The sequence below is a fragment of the Aerosticca soli genome, assembly GCF_003967035.1.
Taxonomy (GTDB): domain Bacteria; phylum Pseudomonadota; class Gammaproteobacteria; order Xanthomonadales; family Rhodanobacteraceae; genus Aerosticca; species Aerosticca soli.
In genome coordinates this window covers 2,409,785-2,425,745 of record NZ_AP018560.1, presented here as the reverse complement: position 1 = coordinate 2,425,745, position 15,961 = coordinate 2,409,785, and the positions used below count along the sequence as shown (strand labels likewise).

At 70.2% G+C, this 15,961-nt stretch carries 16 protein-coding genes; 11 read left to right on the top strand and 5 right to left on the bottom strand.

Annotated elements, in window-relative coordinates; all coding sequences use genetic code 11:
* The first annotated feature begins 16 nt into the window (after positions 1 to 16).
* Both ALSL_RS11310 and ALSL_RS11305 read left to right on the top strand, forming a co-directional pair.
* Complete coding sequence (locus ALSL_RS11310) at positions 17 to 586, top strand: UPF0149 family protein (RefSeq protein ID WP_126539239.1); 570 nt, start codon at positions 17 to 19, stop codon at positions 584 to 586.
* The gene (locus tag ALSL_RS11305; RefSeq protein ID WP_174928845.1) at positions 586 to 1,890 is read left to right on the top strand and encodes an aminopeptidase P N-terminal domain-containing protein; all 1,305 of its coding nucleotides are present in this window, start codon (positions 586 to 588) and stop codon (positions 1,888 to 1,890) included. The genes ALSL_RS11310 and ALSL_RS11305 overlap by 1 nt, the downstream gene beginning before the upstream one ends.
* On the opposite strand, the gene cydX is transcribed toward ALSL_RS11305, so the two are convergent.
* From cydX to pepQ, 5 genes are all read right to left on the bottom strand, one after another.
* A complete protein-coding gene (gene cydX / locus ALSL_RS11300) occupies positions 1,887 to 2,027 on the bottom strand; it encodes a cytochrome bd-I oxidase subunit CydX (RefSeq protein ID WP_126539235.1) in 141 nt (46 codons plus the stop codon). The two genes, ALSL_RS11305 and cydX, sit on opposite strands and share 4 nt — an antisense overlap.
* 26 nt (positions 2,028 to 2,053) lie before the next feature.
* Entirely contained in the window at positions 2,054 to 3,178 is a 1,125-nt protein-coding gene (gene cydB, locus ALSL_RS11295) for a cytochrome d ubiquinol oxidase subunit II (RefSeq protein ID WP_126539233.1), read from the bottom strand.
* Positions 3,179 to 3,195: 17 nt separating this feature from the next.
* Positions 3,196 to 4,773, bottom strand: a complete 1,578-nt coding sequence (locus ALSL_RS11290) for a cytochrome ubiquinol oxidase subunit I (protein ID WP_126539231.1) — start codon at positions 4,771 to 4,773, stop codon at positions 3,196 to 3,198.
* Entirely contained in the window at positions 4,770 to 4,979 is a 210-nt protein-coding gene (locus ALSL_RS11285) for a hypothetical protein (protein WP_126539229.1), read from the bottom strand. Before ALSL_RS11285 ends, ALSL_RS11290 begins: the two co-directional genes overlap by 4 nt.
* Positions 4,980 to 5,118: 139 nt before the next feature.
* Positions 5,119 to 6,432 (bottom strand): Xaa-Pro dipeptidase, encoded by a 1,314-nt coding sequence (gene pepQ / locus ALSL_RS11280; RefSeq protein WP_126539227.1) that lies wholly within the window; start codon positions 6,430 to 6,432, stop codon positions 5,119 to 5,121.
* A 243-nt stretch (positions 6,433 to 6,675) separates the two neighbouring features.
* On the opposite strand from pepQ, the gene ALSL_RS11275 reads away from it, so the two are divergent.
* The 9 genes from ALSL_RS11275 to ALSL_RS11235 all read left to right on the top strand — a co-directional run bounded on the left by ALSL_RS11275 (position 6,676) and on the right by ALSL_RS11235 (position 15,914).
* A complete protein-coding gene (locus ALSL_RS11275; RefSeq protein ID WP_126539225.1) occupies positions 6,676 to 7,722 on the top strand; it encodes a rod shape-determining protein in 1,047 nt (348 codons plus the stop codon).
* Between the two features lie 85 nt (positions 7,723 to 7,807).
* Positions 7,808 to 8,746 carry a rod shape-determining protein MreC gene (gene mreC, locus ALSL_RS11270; RefSeq protein ID WP_126539223.1) on the top strand — a complete coding sequence of 313 codons (939 nt, stop codon included), beginning with the start codon at positions 7,808 to 7,810 and terminating at the stop codon, positions 8,744 to 8,746.
* A complete protein-coding gene (gene mreD / locus ALSL_RS11265; RefSeq protein ID WP_126539221.1) occupies positions 8,743 to 9,228 on the top strand; it encodes a rod shape-determining protein MreD in 486 nt (161 codons plus the stop codon). The genes mreC and mreD overlap by 4 nt, the downstream gene beginning before the upstream one ends.
* A 3-nt stretch (positions 9,229 to 9,231) precedes the next feature.
* Positions 9,232 to 11,220, top strand: a complete 1,989-nt coding sequence (gene mrdA / locus ALSL_RS11260; protein WP_126539219.1) for a penicillin-binding protein 2 — start codon at positions 9,232 to 9,234, stop codon at positions 11,218 to 11,220.
* The gene (rodA, locus tag ALSL_RS11255) at positions 11,217 to 12,335 is read left to right on the top strand and encodes a rod shape-determining protein RodA (protein WP_126539217.1); all 1,119 of its coding nucleotides are present in this window, start codon (positions 11,217 to 11,219) and stop codon (positions 12,333 to 12,335) included. The genes mrdA and rodA overlap by 4 nt, the downstream gene beginning before the upstream one ends.
* A gap of 33 nt (positions 12,336 to 12,368) precedes the next feature.
* On the top strand, positions 12,369 to 13,388 hold the full coding sequence (gene mltB, locus ALSL_RS11250; protein ID WP_231700219.1) for a lytic murein transglycosylase B: 1,020 nt from the start codon (positions 12,369 to 12,371) through the stop codon (positions 13,386 to 13,388).
* Positions 13,385 to 14,332 (top strand): septal ring lytic transglycosylase RlpA family protein, encoded by a 948-nt coding sequence (locus ALSL_RS11245; protein ID WP_126539215.1) that lies wholly within the window; start codon positions 13,385 to 13,387, stop codon positions 14,330 to 14,332. The genes mltB and ALSL_RS11245 overlap by 4 nt, the downstream gene beginning before the upstream one ends.
* Before the next feature lie 62 nt (positions 14,333 to 14,394).
* A complete protein-coding gene (locus ALSL_RS11240) occupies positions 14,395 to 15,630 on the top strand; it encodes a D-alanyl-D-alanine carboxypeptidase family protein (RefSeq protein ID WP_126539213.1) in 1,236 nt (411 codons plus the stop codon).
* On the top strand, positions 15,627 to 15,914 hold the full coding sequence (locus ALSL_RS11235) for a DUF493 family protein (RefSeq protein ID WP_231700218.1): 288 nt from the start codon (positions 15,627 to 15,629) through the stop codon (positions 15,912 to 15,914). Before ALSL_RS11240 ends, ALSL_RS11235 begins: the two co-directional genes overlap by 4 nt.
* The last annotated feature ends 47 nt before the right edge of the window (positions 15,915 to 15,961 follow it).

Genomic DNA, 15,961 nt, shown 5'->3' with positions numbered 1-15,961 from the left:
ATCCGGATCACCACGCATGCCTTCCTTTGCCGAGCCCGTGGATTACGAAACGCTGGAGGCCGCGCTGCGGCGGTTGCGTGTCGGTGTGGACGCCAGTGAGTTCCATGGGCTCCTGAGCGGCTACATCGCCGGCGGCGGCGTGCCGGGGCGGCAGCCGCTGCTCGCGACATTGGAACTGGCGCCGGAAGCACAGGCCAAGCCCGCGCCGGCCGACGAGGCACTGCTCACGCGCCTGGCCGGCGAGGTGGAACGGGAGCTCGCCGACAGCGACCTCGGGTTCCAGCCGCTGTTGCCGGCCGACGACCGGCCGCTGGACGAGCGCGCCGAGGCGCTGGTGGCGTGGTGCCGCGGTTTCCTCGGCGGTTTCGGTCTCGCCGGCGCGAAGGCGCATGCCGGGCTCGACGATGAGGCCCGCGAGATCCTGCGTGATCTCGGCGCCATCGCCGCCGCCGAGCTGGATTTCGGCGAGGCGGGCGAGGACGAGGATGCGCTGATCGAAATCACCGAATTCGTGCGCATGGCCGCCTTGCTGCTGTTTGCCGAATGCCATGCCGCGGCACGGCAGGGAAGCAAGACGCTGCATTGATGATCGCGGCCGAGGAATACCGTCGGCGGCGGCGCGAATTGCTGTGCATGGCCGGCGAGGGCGCGGCGATCCTGCTGGCCGCGGCACCGGTGCGCCTGCGCAACGCCGACGTGGCCTTCCCGTACCGGCAGGACTCGGATTTCCTCTACCTGACCGGCTTCCCCGAGCCGGAGGCGGTGCTGGTGCTGCTGCCGGGGCGCGTGCATGGCGAGGTCGTCCTGTTCTGCCGTGAGCGCGACCCGGACTACGAGCGCTGGCACGGTCCCCTGGTCGGCACCGAGGGCGCGGTACGCGAGTACGGCATGGACGACGCCTTCCCGCTGGAGGACATCGACGAGATCCTGCCCGGCATGTTGGAAGAGCGCGCGCGGGTGATCTGCCATTTCGGCCGCGACGGTGGCTTCGATGCCCGCCTGCTCGGCTGGATGCGGCGTCTGCGCGAACTGCGCGGCGGCGTGGTGCCCAAAACCTTTGCGGCGCTCGGCCCGCTCATCAACGAGCTGCGGCTTTACAAGTCACGCGCCGAGATGAAGCTGCTGCGCGAGGCCGCGCGCGTCACGGTGGCGGCGCATCGGGCGGCGCTGCGCGCCGTGCGGCCGGGACGGCGCGAATACGAGGTCGAGGCCGAATGTCTTTACGCGCTGCGCAGGCTGGGGGCGGTGCCGGCCTTCCCGCCGATCGTGGCGGCCGGCGCCCATGCCTGCGTGCTGCATCATCATGCCGACGCCACGCCCCTGCGTGAGGGCACGCTGTTGCTGCTGGACGCGGGCGCCGAGGTGGGCGGTTATGCCTGCGACCTGAGCCGCAGTTATCCGGTCGGCGGGCGCTACGAGGGCGCCCAGCGCGCCCTGTACGAAGTGGTGCTGGCGGCCCAGCACGCGGCCCTGGCCGAGGTGCGCCCCGGTCGCCCGTTCGATGCCGCCTACCATGCCGCCAGACGCGTGCTGGCCGAGGGGCTGTGCGCGCTCGGCCTGTGGCGGGGCGGAGCGGAGGCCGCGCTTGCCGGCGACGCCCTGCGGCGCTTCGTCCCGGGCAAGACCGGCCATTGGCTGGGGCTGGACGTCCACGACGTCGGCGATTATCAGCTCGGCGGTCTCTCCCGCCTGCTCGAGCCGGGCATGGTGCTCACCGTCGAGCCCGGCGTCTATGTGCCCGTCGAGGACACCACCGTGGACGCGTGCTGGCGTGGCATCGGCATCCGCATCGAGGACACCGTAGCGGTTACCGCCGACGGCCACGAGGTGTTGACCGCGGCGCTGCCCAAGGCGCCGACCGAGGTGGAGGCGCTGCTCGCCTCGTCCTAGCGGCCGGCGGCCTTGCGCTGTTGCGCCTCGCGGCGCTGGTGGGCCTCGTCGGTGGCGTTGAGCTCGTACCACATCGCATTGAGGATGCCGAAGGCGCAGGCCAGGCCCAGGCCGAGGATCCAGCTGAAATACCACATGGGCTTCTTCTCCGAATCAGGGCTCGTCAGTAACTGCGGTGCTCGCCGCGCACGTGTTCCAGGGTGACCCGGCCGCCCATGACCTTGAACACCCACGAGGTGTAGAGCAGCACGATCGGCAGCAGCACCACGGTGGCGCCCAGCATCAACAGCAGCGTGCCGCGGCTGGAGGAGGCGTCCCAGATGGTCAGGCTGGAGCGCGGGTCGAGGCTGGAAGGCATCAGGAATGGGAACAGCGCGAAGCCGGCCGAGAGGATGGTGCCGGCGATCATCAGGCTGCTGCCGATGAATCCGGCGATGCCCTGGCGCGGCGTGCGCCAGAGCACCAGCAGGGCGCCGGCGAAGGCCGCCAGCGGCGCGAGCGCGAAGGCCGGGTGGCGGGCATAGCCGGAGAGCCAGCTGCCGCTCGCGGCCACCTGCTTGAGCAGCGGATTGGAAGGCCCGGCCGGGTCGACCGCGGTGACTGCGTAGCCCGGCAGGTGGGTGAGCCAGAGGCCGGCCAGGAGGTACAGCACGGCCCAGCCCAGGCAGGACCAGCGCGCCACCCGCACGGCCCGCGCGGCCAGGCGCGGATCGGCCTTGTAGGCCACCCAGGTGGCGCCGTGGGTCAGCAGCATGCCGAGCGAAACCAGTCCGGCGACGAGCGCGAACGGATGCAGCAGACTCCAGAAGCTGCCCTGCCAGCTCATGCGCAGGTCGGCGTCCAGGCGGAACGGCACGCCCAAGAACAGGTTGCCGAAGGCCACGCCGGAGAGCAGCGGCACCGCCACACCGGAGGCGACCAGCACCCAGTCCCACAGCCCCTGCCAGCGCGGGTCGGCGATCTTGGCGCGGAAGTTGAAGCCGACCGGCCGCAGGATGAACGAGAGCAGCACCAGCGCGATCGCCAGGTACATGCCGGAGAAGGACACCGCATAGAGCATCGGCCAGGCGGCGAAGGACGCACCGCCGGCGAGGATGAACCAGACCTGGTTGCCCTCCCAGGTCGGCTCCACGGTTTCCAGCAGTACCTGTCGCTCCTCCGGGTCGCGGCCCAGCACGCGCAGCAGCGCCGCGGTGCCGAAGTCGTAGCCATCGGTGATGGCAAAGCCGATGAACAGGGCGCCGAGCAGCACCCACCAGATCACGCGCAGGGTTTCGAGATCGAACATGGCCTGCCTCCTCTTTTTTAGTCTTCCAGGGCCGGGCGCAGCGACGGGTCGCGCGGCACCTGTGGCCAGAGACCGAGGCCGTCGGGGCCCTTGCGGGCATAGCGCACCATGAGCAGCACGTCGATGACGGCGAGGGCGGTGTAGAACAGCACGAAACCGGCGAGCGAGATCCACACCTGGGTCGAGGTCAGCGATGACACGCCGAGTGCCGTCGGCAGGATGCCCTCGATCGCCCACGGCTGGCGGCCGTATTCGGCGACGATCCAGCCGAGCTCCGCGGCCACCCACGGCAGCGGCAGGCTCCACAGGGCGAGCTTGAGATACCAGCGCTTCTCATCCAGCCGCCGCTTGCTGGCCCGCCAGAACGAGTAGGCGAACAGCGCGATGAAATAGAAGCCGAGCAACACCATGAAGCGGAACGCCCAGAACAGCACCGGCACGTTCGGAATGGTGGAGTCGGCGGCCTTCTGGATGTCCGCCGGCGTGGCCTTGCGCGGATCGTCCATGAAACGCTTGAGCAGCAGCGCGTAGCCCATGTCCTGATCGTGCGCGGCGAGGATCGCCTTGGCCTGCGCGTTGTGCTTGTCCTCGCGCAGCACCAGCATGGCGTCATAGGCCTTGAGGCCGCTGTCGATCTTGCCCTTGGTGTCCTCGACCAGGTTGGCGATGCCGGGGATGGGCTTGTCCAGCGAGCGGGTGCCGATCAGGCCCATGACCCAGGGAATGCGCACCGCAAAATGCGTGCTGCGGGTGGCCACGTCGGGAATGCCGAACAGGGTGAACGAGGCCGGCGGCGGCTCGGTCTCCCACATCGCCTCGATCGCCGCCATCTTCATCTTCTGGTTCTCGGAGATGGCATAGCCCGATTCATCGCCCAGCACCACCACGCTCAGCGCGGAAGCGAGGCCGAAACTCGCCGCCACCGTCATCGAGCGCTTGGCGAAATCCACGTTGCGGCCGCGCAGCAGGTACCACGCGCTGATCGAGAGCACGAACATCGAGCCCAGCACGTAGCCGGCGCTCACCGTGTGCACGAACTTGGCCTGCGCCACCGGGTTGAACAGCACGTCGGCGAACGAGGTCACCTCCATGCGCATGCTGTCGACGTTGAACTTCGCCCCGACCGGATACTGCATCCAGCCGTTGGCGACCAGGATCCACAGCGCCGAGAGACTGGTCGCCAGCGCCAGCAGCCAGGTCACCACCAGGTGCTGCAGCCGGGTGGTGCGCGTCCAGCCCATGAAGAACACGCCGATCAGCGTGCCCTCGAGGAAGAACGCCATCAGCCCCTCGATCGCCAGCGGCGTGCCGAACACGTCGCCGACGTAATGGGAGTAGTAGGCCCAGTTCATGCCGAACTGGAACTCCATGGTGATGCCGGTGGCCACGCCCATGGCGAAGTTGATGCCGAACAGCACGCCCCAGAATTGCACCATGCGCTTCCACACCTCGCGCCCGGTCATCACGTAGACGCTTTCCATGATGGCCAGGATCCACACCAGCCCGAGCGTCAACGGCACGAACAGGAAGTGGTAGAGCGCGGTGAGCGCGAACTGCAGCCGCGAGAGGCCGACGACTTCGGGGTCCAGGATCATGGCTGGGAAACTCCATGCGACGAGGTGGCCGGGGCGAGGTGGTGCTCGATGGCCGACGGGTGGGTGTCGGTGCGCGGAAACAGCGCCATCAGCGCCCAGCCGAAAAGCGTCAGCAGCACCAGTTTGGCCAGCACCAACGCCAGCAGCTCGCGGCCGAGGCGGCGCAGCGGGGAACGGGAAGGCTTGGTGGTGGCGGTGGCGGGCATGGGGACGGCTCGTTTGCGCAACCGTCACAAGCATAGGCCGGGATCGTGAAGATCACGCCTTCATCGGGACGCCGGCGGCGTGGCGGATGGTCGCACGCCGCCGGCGTCGGCCCGGCGGGCAGCGGGTGACGCCGTCCGTTCAAAGGTTGGCGAAGGCGTCGCGGGTCAGGTTTTCCGGCGTGTCCTCGGTGCAGATCACGTCGTCCTCGATGCGGATGCCGCCGTAGGGGCGGAAGGCCTCCACCCGCGTCCAGTCGACCGCCTGCGCGTGCGGCCCGGCGCGCAGTTCCTCCAGCAGCAGGTCGATGAAATACAGCCCCGGCTCGATGGTCACCACCATGCCCGGCTCCAGCGTGCGGGTCATGCGCAGGTAGGGGTGGCCGGGCGGCCGCGGCAGCGTGCCGCCGCGCTCGCTGCGCTGAAAGCCGGCCACGTCATGCACCTGCAGGCCGAGCATGTGGCCGAGCCCGTGCGGAAAGAACACCCCGCTGACGCCGGTTTCCACCGCGCTCTCGGCGCTCATGCGCAGGATGCCGTGCTCGCGCAGGATGCCGGCCAGCACGTGGTGGGCATGGATGTGCAGTTCGGGATAACTCTGCCCGGCGCGCACGCGCGCGGCGAAGCCCTGCTGGGCGGCGTCCACCGCATCGATCAGGGCTTGGAACTCGGCATGGCCGGGGGCGGCATGGGTGCGGGTGATGTCGCTGGCGTAGCCGGCGAAACTCGCGCCGGCGTCGATCAGGAACGAGCGCACCTGGGCGGGCGGCGCGCGGTCGAAGTTCGTGTAATGCAGCACGGCGCCGTGTTCGTTGAGGCCGACGATGTTGGCGTAGGGCAGCTCGGCCTCGGACTGCCGCGCGGCGGCGAGATAGGCCAGGTGGATGTCGAGCTCGCAGGCGCCGGCGCGGAATGCCGCCGCGGCGGCGCGGTGCGCGCGGGCGCCGATGCGGCTGGCCTCGCGCATCAGCGCCCGTTCGTAGGGCGTCTTGTACGCGCGATGCCAGTGGAGATGGTCGAGCACCGGCTGCGGATTGATCGCGGCGCCCTCCAGCACCGGGCCGGGCGGCACGATCGCCGCGCTGCGCGCGCCGGGCAGCTCGGCGATCGCCTCGGCCGCGCTGCGCACGGTGGTGATCTCGAAGTGCTCGACCCAGTAGCCCTGCGGCGCCTGCGGCACCACGTGCCAGTAGTCGCGCGGCTGCACGAACACCAGCCGCGGGCGCCGGCCCGGCGTATGGACGATCCAGCTGCCCGGCGCATCGGTCAGCGGCAGCCAGTGGCGGAAATGCGGATTGGCGACGAAAGGTGCGTCCTGATCGTCCAGGAAGCGGGCCGGCGCGTGGCCGGCCGCGATCAGGAGATGGTCATAGCCATGCTCGGCGAGCGCCCGGTCGGCATGGCCGATCACGGTGGCAAGGTGCGCGGCATAGAGCGGGGCGAGGGTGTCGTGCATGGCCGTGTGGTCCGCTGGAGGAGTCGAGAAGGGCGCTCGGGGCCCAAACCCGCGGATGATCGCGCGCGCCCGCCGTCCTTGCCAACCGCGGCACTTTCCATGGGTTCGAGCCGGTGGCGGAAAAACCGCGCATCATCGCGTCCTGAAAGGCTTTTTTAACGACTGCGCGCTTGCGTGGGGTGGGGGGTGCCACTAGACTGTCGCGCCGCTCTTTGCACCCGCCTCCAAAGCGGGCTGACCGCCATGTTCAAGAAGTTCCGCGGCATCTTTTCCAACGACATCTCGATCGACCTCGGGACGGCCAACACGCTGGTCTATGTGCGCGGCCAGGGCATCGTGCTCAACGAGCCCTCGGTGGTGGCGATCCGCCAGGATCGCGGCCCGGGCGGCCCGCGCGCGGTGGCCGCGGTGGGCACCGAGGCCAAGCGCATGCTCGGCCGCACGCCCGGCAACATCGCCACCGTGCGGCCGATGAAGGACGGCGTGATCGCCGACTTCACCATGACCGAGGCGATGCTGCAGCACTTCATCCGCCAGGTGCACAAGTCGCGCATGCTGCGTCCCAGTCCGCGCGTGCTGGTGTGCGTGCCGTGCGGTTCGACGCAGGTCGAGCGCCGCGCGATCAAGGAATCGGCCGAAGGCGCTGGCGCGCGCGACGTATTCCTGATCGAGGAACCGATGGCCGCGGCGATCGGCGCCGGCATCCCGGTGCATGAGGCGCGCGGCGCGATGGTGCTGGACATCGGCGGCGGCACCTCCGAGGTGGCGGTGATCTCGCTCAACGGCATCGTCTATTCGCAGTCGGTGCGCGTGGGCGGCGACCGCTTCGACGAGGCGATCATCAACTACGTGCGCCGCAACCACGGTACGCTGATCGGCGAGGCGACCGCCGAGCGGATCAAGATCGAGATCGGCTGCGCCTTTCCGCAGAGCGAGGTCAAGGAAATCGAGATCTCCGGACGCAACCTCGCCGAGGGCGTGCCGCGCATGTTCACCATCAACTCCAACGAGGTGCTGGAGGCGCTGCACGAACCGCTGTCGGGCATCGTCGCGGCGGTCAAGGCGGCGCTGGAGCAGACCCCGCCGGAGTTGTGCTCGGACGTCGCCGAACGCGGCATCGTGCTGACCGGCGGCGGCGCGCTGCTGCGCGATCTGGACCGGCTGATCTCGGAGGAGACCGGCCTCTACGTGCAGGTCGCCGATGATCCGCTGACCTGCGTGGCGCGCGGCGGCGGCAAGGCGCTGGAACTCATCGACCAGCACGGCAGCGACTTCTTTGCGCCGGAGTAAGCCAAGGGCGGCCCTGCGCCGGCCGCCGGCCTGACGCCCACGGCCGGCGGCGCCGAGCCGCCGCCCCGTGCATGCCTTCAAGACGATGGCCCAGGATTCCCCGCCGCTCTTTTCCGCCTCGGTCGCCGGCACGCTGCGGCTCATCTTCTACCTCGCGCTGGCGCTGGTGCTGATGGTGCTCGACCATCGCAACGGCTGGATGTGGCGCCTGCGCTACACGGCGGCGGTGGTGGTGGAGCCGGTCTACCGGCTGGCCGGCTTGCCGGCGGCCGGCGCGCGCGCGCTGGGTGTGGCCTTCGCCGACCGCCAGGCGCTCACCGAGCAGAACCAGCGCCTGCGCGAGGATCTGCTGCTCGCCAACGCCAAGCTCAACCGCATGGCCGCGGTGGCCGAACAGAACGAGCGGCTCAAGGAACTGCTCGCCACGCAGAAGAGCCTGGGGCTCAAGGTGCAGCTGGCGCGGGTGGTCGGTGTCGATCTCGGCGCCGAGCGGAACCGGCTGGTGATCAACCTCGGCGCGCGTGACAAGGTGCGCGTCGGGCAGCCGGTGATCGACGCCCACGGCCTGCTCGGCCAGGTGGTGGAGACGCTGCCGACCACGGCGGTGGTGATGCTGGTGACCGATCCCAGCCACGCGGTGCCGGTGACGGTGGAACGCACCGGGCTGCGCACCGTCGCCTACGGCGCGCGCGGCAGCGCGCAACTCAGCCTGCCGACGGTGCCGATGGCGGCCGACATCAAGGTCGGCGACCGTCTGCTCACCTCCGGCCTGGGCGGACGGTTCCCGCCCGGATTCCCGGTCGGCACGGTGATCGGCGTGGCGCCGGCGGCCAACGGCCTGTTCCAGGAGGCGCGCGCCCGGCCGAGCGCGGATGTCTATCGCAGCGACGACGTGCTGCTGTTGCACGAACAGGCCGAGCCGGCCGGTCCGCCGGCGCCGGCCGCGAACGAGGGCCCGCCGGCCGAGCTGGCGCCGACGCCGGCATCCTCGGCCGCCGCGGCGCAGCCGGGTCAGGCGCCATGAGCCGGCCGCGGCTCGGGGGGCTGTGGTTCGCCGGCTCGCTGCTGCTGGCGCTGCTCCTGATGCTGGTGCCGCTGCCGGCGGCGCTCGCGCCGTGCAAGCCGTACTGGCCGGCACTGGTGCTCTTGTACTGGAGCCTGGAATCGGCCGAACGGGTGTCGCTCGGCCTCGCCTTCGCGCTCGGTCTGGCGGGCGATCTCATGGATGGCGTGCTGCTCGGCGAGCAGGCGCTCAGGCTCACCGCGCTGGTGTTCATCGCGCTGCGCTTTCGCGCCCGCCTGCGCTTTTTCCCGATGGGACAGCAGACCCTCGCGGTACTGGCGCTGCTCGTCAACGACCGTATCCTGGCGCTCCTGGTGCGCCTGTTCGAGGGCGACGCGCTGCCGCCGCCGAGCTGGTGGCTTTCGCCCGTGATCGGCGCCGCGCTGTGGCCGTTCCTGTTCCTGCTGCTCGATGACCTGCGGGTACGCCTGCGCCTGTCCTGACCGATGAGACCGCGTCGTCCGCTCAAGGAAGCCCATGGCGAGAGCGCGCTGTTCCGCCGCCGCGCGCTGGCCGGCTTCGCCTTCATCGTGCTCGGCCTGGCCGGTCTCGTGGTGCGCTACGTGCAGCTGCAGGTGGTGCGCCACGACGAGTTCGTGCTGCGCTCGCAGGCCAACCGCCTCAAGCCGCGCGCGATCGCCCCGGCGCGCGGCTTGATCTACGACCGCAACGGCGTGCTGCTGGCCGACAACGTCACCGCCTTCCGGCTGGAGGTGGTACCCGAGCAGGTGCCGGACATGGAGGCTTTCCTGCGCGAGATCGCCACCGTGGTGCCGCTCGATGAGGACGACATCGACGCCTTCCGCCGGCAGCTCAAGCAGAGCCGCCGCTTCGACAGCGTGCCGCTCAAGCTGCGCCTCACCGAAGACGACATCGCCCGCTTCGCGGTCAACCGCTGGCGTTTTCCCAGTGTCGACGTGGTGCCTTACCTGACCCGGCGCTATCCCTACGGCGAGCTTTTCGCCCACGTGATCGGTTACGTCGGCCGGATCGACGCCGACGACCAGGCGCGGCTGGACGCGGCCCGCTACAAGGGCACCACGCACATCGGCCGCAGCGGCATCGAACGCAGCTACGAGGACCTGCTGCACGGCACGCCCGGCTACGCGCTGGTCGAGGTGAACGCCGACGGACGCACCCAGCGCGTGCTGGAGCGGCATCCGCCGGTGCCGGGCAGGAATCTGTACTTGTCGATCGACGTGCGCATCCAGCAGGCCGCGGCGGCCGCTTTCGAGGGCCGTCCCGGCGCGGCGGTGGCGATCGATCCGCGCAACGGCCAGGTGCTGGCGATGGTGAGCGTGCCGAGCTTCGATCCCAACCCGTTCGTCAACGGCATCGCCCGCGGCGACTACGCCGCATTGACCGGCGCGGCGGACAAGCCGCTCTACAACCGGGCGCTGCGCGGCGCCTATCCGCCCGGCTCCACGGTCAAGCCGTTCCTGGCTTTGGGCGGGCTCGAACTCAAGCTGCGCCGGCCGGAGGACACCGTGCTCTCCACCGGCGAATTCTGTCTGCCCAACCAGAGCCGCTGCTATCGCGACGACAAACGCGGCGGCGACGGCACGGTGAACATGGTCCGCGCCATCCAGCTGTCCACCAACACCTATTTCTACAAGCTGGCGCTGGACATGGGCATCGATCGCCTGAGCGCCTGGATGCGCCGCTTCGCCTTCGGTGAAAAAACCGGCATCGATCTCGATGGCGAGGGCACCGGCATCCTGCCTTCGCGCGAATGGAAGGCCGCGCATTACAAGCAGCCGTGGTTCCCCGGCGAGACCGTGCTCACCGGCATCGGCCAGGCCTACTGGGCGGTGACGCCGCTGCAGCTCGCCCACGCCACCGCCGTGCTGGCCGGACGCGGCGTGCCTTATCCGCCCCGCCTGGCGTTGGCGGCCCAGGCGGTGGACGGCCCGCGCGAGGCGCTGGCCAACCCGCCGAGCGGGCCGTCGCTGATCAGCGATCCGGCCTACTGGAACGTGATCAACCAGGGCATGCAGGCGGTGATCTACGGCGGCGCCGGCGCCACCGGGCAGGGCCTGGGCGAGGGCTTTCCGTACCGCATCGCCGGCAAGAGCGGCACCGCCGAGCGCTACTCGCGGCGCACCGAGGCCTACGACACCAACAAGAACAGCGCCTATCTCGCCGCACGCCACCGCGCCTGGTTCATCGCCTATACGCCGGCGGAGGACCCGCAGATCGCGGTGGCGGTGGTGCTGGAGGCCGGCGCCTGGGGCGGCAAGGATGCCGGCCCGATCGCGCGCAAGATCCTGGATGCGTGGCTGGCCGCCCAAGGGGGACGGGCGCCGCCGGCCACGCCCTTGCCCGCGCCGCCGTCGACGCAGCTGCCGGCGCCGGGCGACGTCATCGAGTCGCCGCAGCCGGCCGACGTCCCGGCGGGCGACGACAGCGAAGACAGCGAGGATTCGCCGCCATGACGCCCGCCTGGTCCGATCGTCTGCAGCGCCTGGCGCGCCGGCTCGTGAGCGGTCGCCCGCGTCTGGATCTACCCCTCGCCGGCGGGCTGCTGCTGCTCGCCCTGGCCGGCCTCGGCACGCTCTACAGCGCGAGCGGCGGCGATCTCGGCGTGGTCGGTGGCCAGGCCGCGCGGTTCGCGCTGGGGGCGGTCCTCTTGGTCGTCGTCTCGCGCATCCCGCCGGCGGTCCTGCGCCGCTGGACGCCCTGGCTGTATGCGGCGAGCACGTGCCTGCTCATCGTCGTCGCGGTGCTCGGCGAGGGCCGCGGCGCCTCGCGCTGGCTGGATCTCAAGCTGATGCGCTTCCAGCCTTCCGAGCTCATGAAGCTGACCATGCCGATGATGGTCGCCTGGTATCTGCACCCGCGCCAGCTGCCGCCGGGCTGGAAGGACATCGCCGTGGTCGGCGCGCTGATCGGCGTGCCGGCGGTGCTGATCGCCAAGCAGCCCGACCTCGGCACCGCGCTGCTGGTCGCCGCGGCCGGCGCCTTCGCGCTGTTCCTGGCCGGCATGGCATGGTGGCGGCTCGGCCTCTTGCTTGGCGTGGTCGGCGCGATGGTGCCGCTGGCCTGGCATTTCATGCACCAGTACCAGCGCGACCGCGTGCTGACCCTGCTCGATCCGGAATCCGACCCGCTGGGCAACGGCTGGCACATCATCCAGTCGCAGATCGCGGTGGGCTCCGGCGGCGTGTTCGGCAAGGGCTGGATGCACGGCACCCAGTCACGGCTGGACTTCCTGCCCGAGCACACCACGGATTTCATCTTCGCGGTGTTCTCCGAGGAATTCGGCCTCGTCGGCGTGTGCGCGCTGCTCGCCCTGTACGCCTTCATCATCGGCCGCTGCCTGTGGATCGCCATGCAGGCGCGCGACACCTATGCGCGGCTGCTCGCCGGCGCGATCGGCATGAGCTTCTTCGTCTACGTGTTCGTCAACGGCGGCATGGTCGCCGGCATGCTGCCGGTGGTCGGCGTGCCGATGCCGCTGGTCAGCTACGGCGGCACCTCCGCGGTCTCGCTGCTGACCGGCTTCGGCGTGCTGATGTCGATCCACGCGCATCGCAAGCGCCACGCCTAAAGCGGCCAGCAGGCCATGCTAGGCTTGCGCGCCATGAACGTCGTCTGCCGCATGCGCAGGTCGCGCCGGGTGAGGCCGCCCCGCTGTTGGCCGCGCTGGCCCTGGTTGGCGCTGGCGCTGGCGCTGCCGGCCTGGGCGAGCCATCCCGGCCAGCGCGAGCTCATCGCCGAGGTGGTGCGCGACACCGGCCAGGATCCGGCCGCGCTCGAGGCGCTGCTCGACGGTGCGCAGAAACAGCCGAGCATCCTGGAAGCGATGGCCCGCCCGGCGGAGGCCAAGCCCTGGTCCGCCTACCGGCCGATCTTCCTCACGCCGCAACGCATCGACGAGGGCGTGGCCTTCTACCGGACGCATCGCGCGCTGATCGAGGACACCGCGCGCCGCTACGGCGTGGACCCGGCTTACCTCGTGGCCATCCTCGGCGTGGAAACCCACTACGGTCGCATCACCGGACGCTACAAGGTGCTCGACGCGCTGGTCACCCTGGCCTTTTACTATCCGCCGCGCGCGGCCTACTTCCGCAGCGAGCTCAAGACCTTGCTGGAATTGCCGCCGGATCATCTGGCGGGTCCGCTCGATGCCCTGACCGGCTCCTACGCCGGCGCGCAGGGCTGGGGGCAGTTCATGCCGTCGAGCATCCGCGACTATGCCGTCGACGGCGATGGCGACGGCCGCATCGACCTCAAAAACTCGCTGCCGGACATCCTCGCCAGCGTGGCCCATTACTTCGCCGGACACGGCTGGGTCAGCGGCGCCCCGGTCGCCGCGCGCGCGCAGCCGGCGGCGGATGCCAGGGCGGTCCCCGTCGCCGATGCACGCCCGCAATGGCCGCTGGAGCAGCTGCAGGCCTGGGGCTATGCGCCGCTCGTGCCGCTCGATCCGGCGCTGCCGAGCAGCCTGCAGACCCTGGAGGGTCCGCACGGCCCGGAATACTGGTTCACCTTCGACAACTTCTACGTGATCACCCGTTACAACAAGAGCCCGCTCTATGCCATGGCGGTGCACCAGCTGGCGCAGGCGATCGCCGCCGGTGTAGGAGACGCCGGGCCATGAGCTTTCGGCACGCCATCCTGCTGGTGACGATGGCGTTGCTGCTGGCCGCCTGTGCCGGCCGGCAGGCCACGCGCCCCGCCGCGCACGGTGGCCGGACCGTTGGCGGCACGGCGGGCGCTTGGCACGATGACCTGAGCCGCCCGCAGAGCGGCCGCTACCGTGATCGCGACGACAGCGTGCCGCCGCCGATCGACGTCAGCGGCCTGCCCGAGCCCGTGCCGCGGGTGGAGCCGCGCGCGCTCTACGGCAACAAGTCGCCCTATACCGTGCTCGGCCGCACCTACACCGTGCTGCCCGATGCGCGCGGCTACGTGGAGCGCGGGCTGGCCTCCTTCTACGGCACCAAGTTCCACGGCTACAAGACCTCGACCCTCGAGGACTACGACATGTACAAGTTCACCGCGGCCAGCCGGGTACTGCCCCTGCCGAGCTACGCGCGGGTGACCAACCTCGAAAACGGCAAGAGCGTGATCGTGCGCGTCAACGACCGCGGGCCGTTTCACGAGGACCGGCTGATCGACCTCTCCTACGCCGCCGCGGTGAAGATCGGCATCTGGCCCCGCGGCACCGGGCGGGTCGAGGTCCGCGCGATCGACCCGGAGCATCCGGAACGGACGGTGGCTGCGCCGCCGCTGGTCGCCCGCAGCGGTGGCGCCGCCGCGCCGGCCGTCGGCGCGCCGGTCGCGCCGGGTCCCGCGTCTGCCGGTGCGGGACCGGTGTTCCTGCAAGTCGGGGCTTTCGCCGATGCCGGCAATGCCGAGCGCATGGCCGAGCGGCTGCGCGCGGCCAGGCTGGCGCCGGTGCAGGTGCTGGCGACCGACGTCGCCGGCCGGCGCGTCAACCGGGTCCGCATCGGACCGCTGGAAGATCCTGCGCGGGCCGAGGAGATCAGCGCGCGCATCGCCGCGCTCGGCCTGCCCAGACCTCAGCTCGCGGTAGACTGATCGCTTTCGTTTCGCCGCGTCGCGCACGCCGGCACCCATTCCCCAGAGAGACGACACGCACGATGAAGCTGTACCGCCCTATCGCCGCCCTGTTCGCCGCGGCCGTCTGCGCCGTGGGCATCGCCCTTGCCCAGGAGACGCCGCGTCCGGCGCCGGTGCCGCGGCCGGTGATGCCCGAGGCCCCGGTGCCGCCCCCGCCGCAGGTGGACGGCAAGAGCTGGGTGCTGATGGATTACGCGACCGGCCAGATCCTCGCCAGCAAGGATCCGGACCTGCGCGTGGAGCCGGCCTCGATCACCAAGATCATGACCGACTACGTGGTCTCCGCCGAAGTCGCCAACGGCCGCATCCATCTCACCGACCCGGTGACCATCAGCGAGAACGCCTGGCGCGGCGGCGGCGCCGGCACCGACGGCTCGACCAGCTTCCTCAAGCTCGGCAGTCAGGTGCCGCTCAAGGACCTGCTCTACGGCATGATCATCCAGTCCGGCAACGACGCCGCCATCGCGCTGGCCGAGCACACCGCCGGTTCCGAGCAGGCCTTCGCCGGGCTGATGAACGCCTACGCCAAGCAGCTCGGCATGGTCAACAGCCATTTCGAGAACGCCTCCGGCTACCCGATCGCCAACCACTACACCACCGCGCGCGACATCGCCATCCTTTCGCGTGCGCTGATCCACGATTTCCCCGAGGACTACGCCATTTCCTCGGTCAAGGAGTTCGTGTGGAACGGCATCAAGCAGGGCAACCGCAACACCCTCCTGTGGCGCGACCCCAGCGTGGACGGCATCAAGACCGGCCACACCGCCGCCGCCGGTTACTGCCTGGCCGCCTCGGCCAAGCAGGGCGATGCGCGCATGATCGCCGTGGTGATGGGCGCGAGCAGCGAAAAGGCGCGCGCCGACTCGGCGATGGCCCTGCTCAACTACGGCTTCCGTTTCTACGAAACCCACAAGCTCTACGACGCCGGCAAGCCGCTGGCCACGCCGCGGCTGTGGAAGGGCGAGGAGAACACGCTGCCGCTCGGCGTGGCCGAGCCGGTGCTGGTCACCGTCAAGCGCGGCGACTACGACAAGCTCAAGGCGGTGATGGACGTCCCGGCCACGCTGATCGCGCCGTACAAGAAGGGTCAGGCCGTCGGCACCCTGCGCATCAGCCTGGACGGCGAGACTGTGCAGAACGTGCCGCTGGTGGCGCTGGCCGATGCCCCGCAGGGCGGCTTCTTCAAGCGGCTGTGGGACAGCATCCTCTTGTGGTTCCACAGCGACAAGAAAAAGGACGAGGCCGGCGGCAAGTGACGCACGAGATCGATCCGGCCCGGGCCGGCGGCAAGGGCTTCGTCTTTCCCGGCGAGTTCGAGATCACCGCGATGGGCGATGCGCGCGCAAACCTCGAGACCAGGGTGCCGGCGATCCTCGCCGGTCTGGGTCTCGACGTGCGGCACGAGAGCGTGCGCGAGCGGCCGTCGCGTGCCGGCCGTTTCGTCGCCGTCACGGTGCGCTTCCACTGCCGGACCCGCGAGCAGTACGCCGCCGCACACGCGGCGCTGCGCGATGATCCCGACATCCGCTACACGCTCTAGCGTGCAACGTCGGCGTTCCGACGCCGCCATTCCGAGGCCCGCTTTTC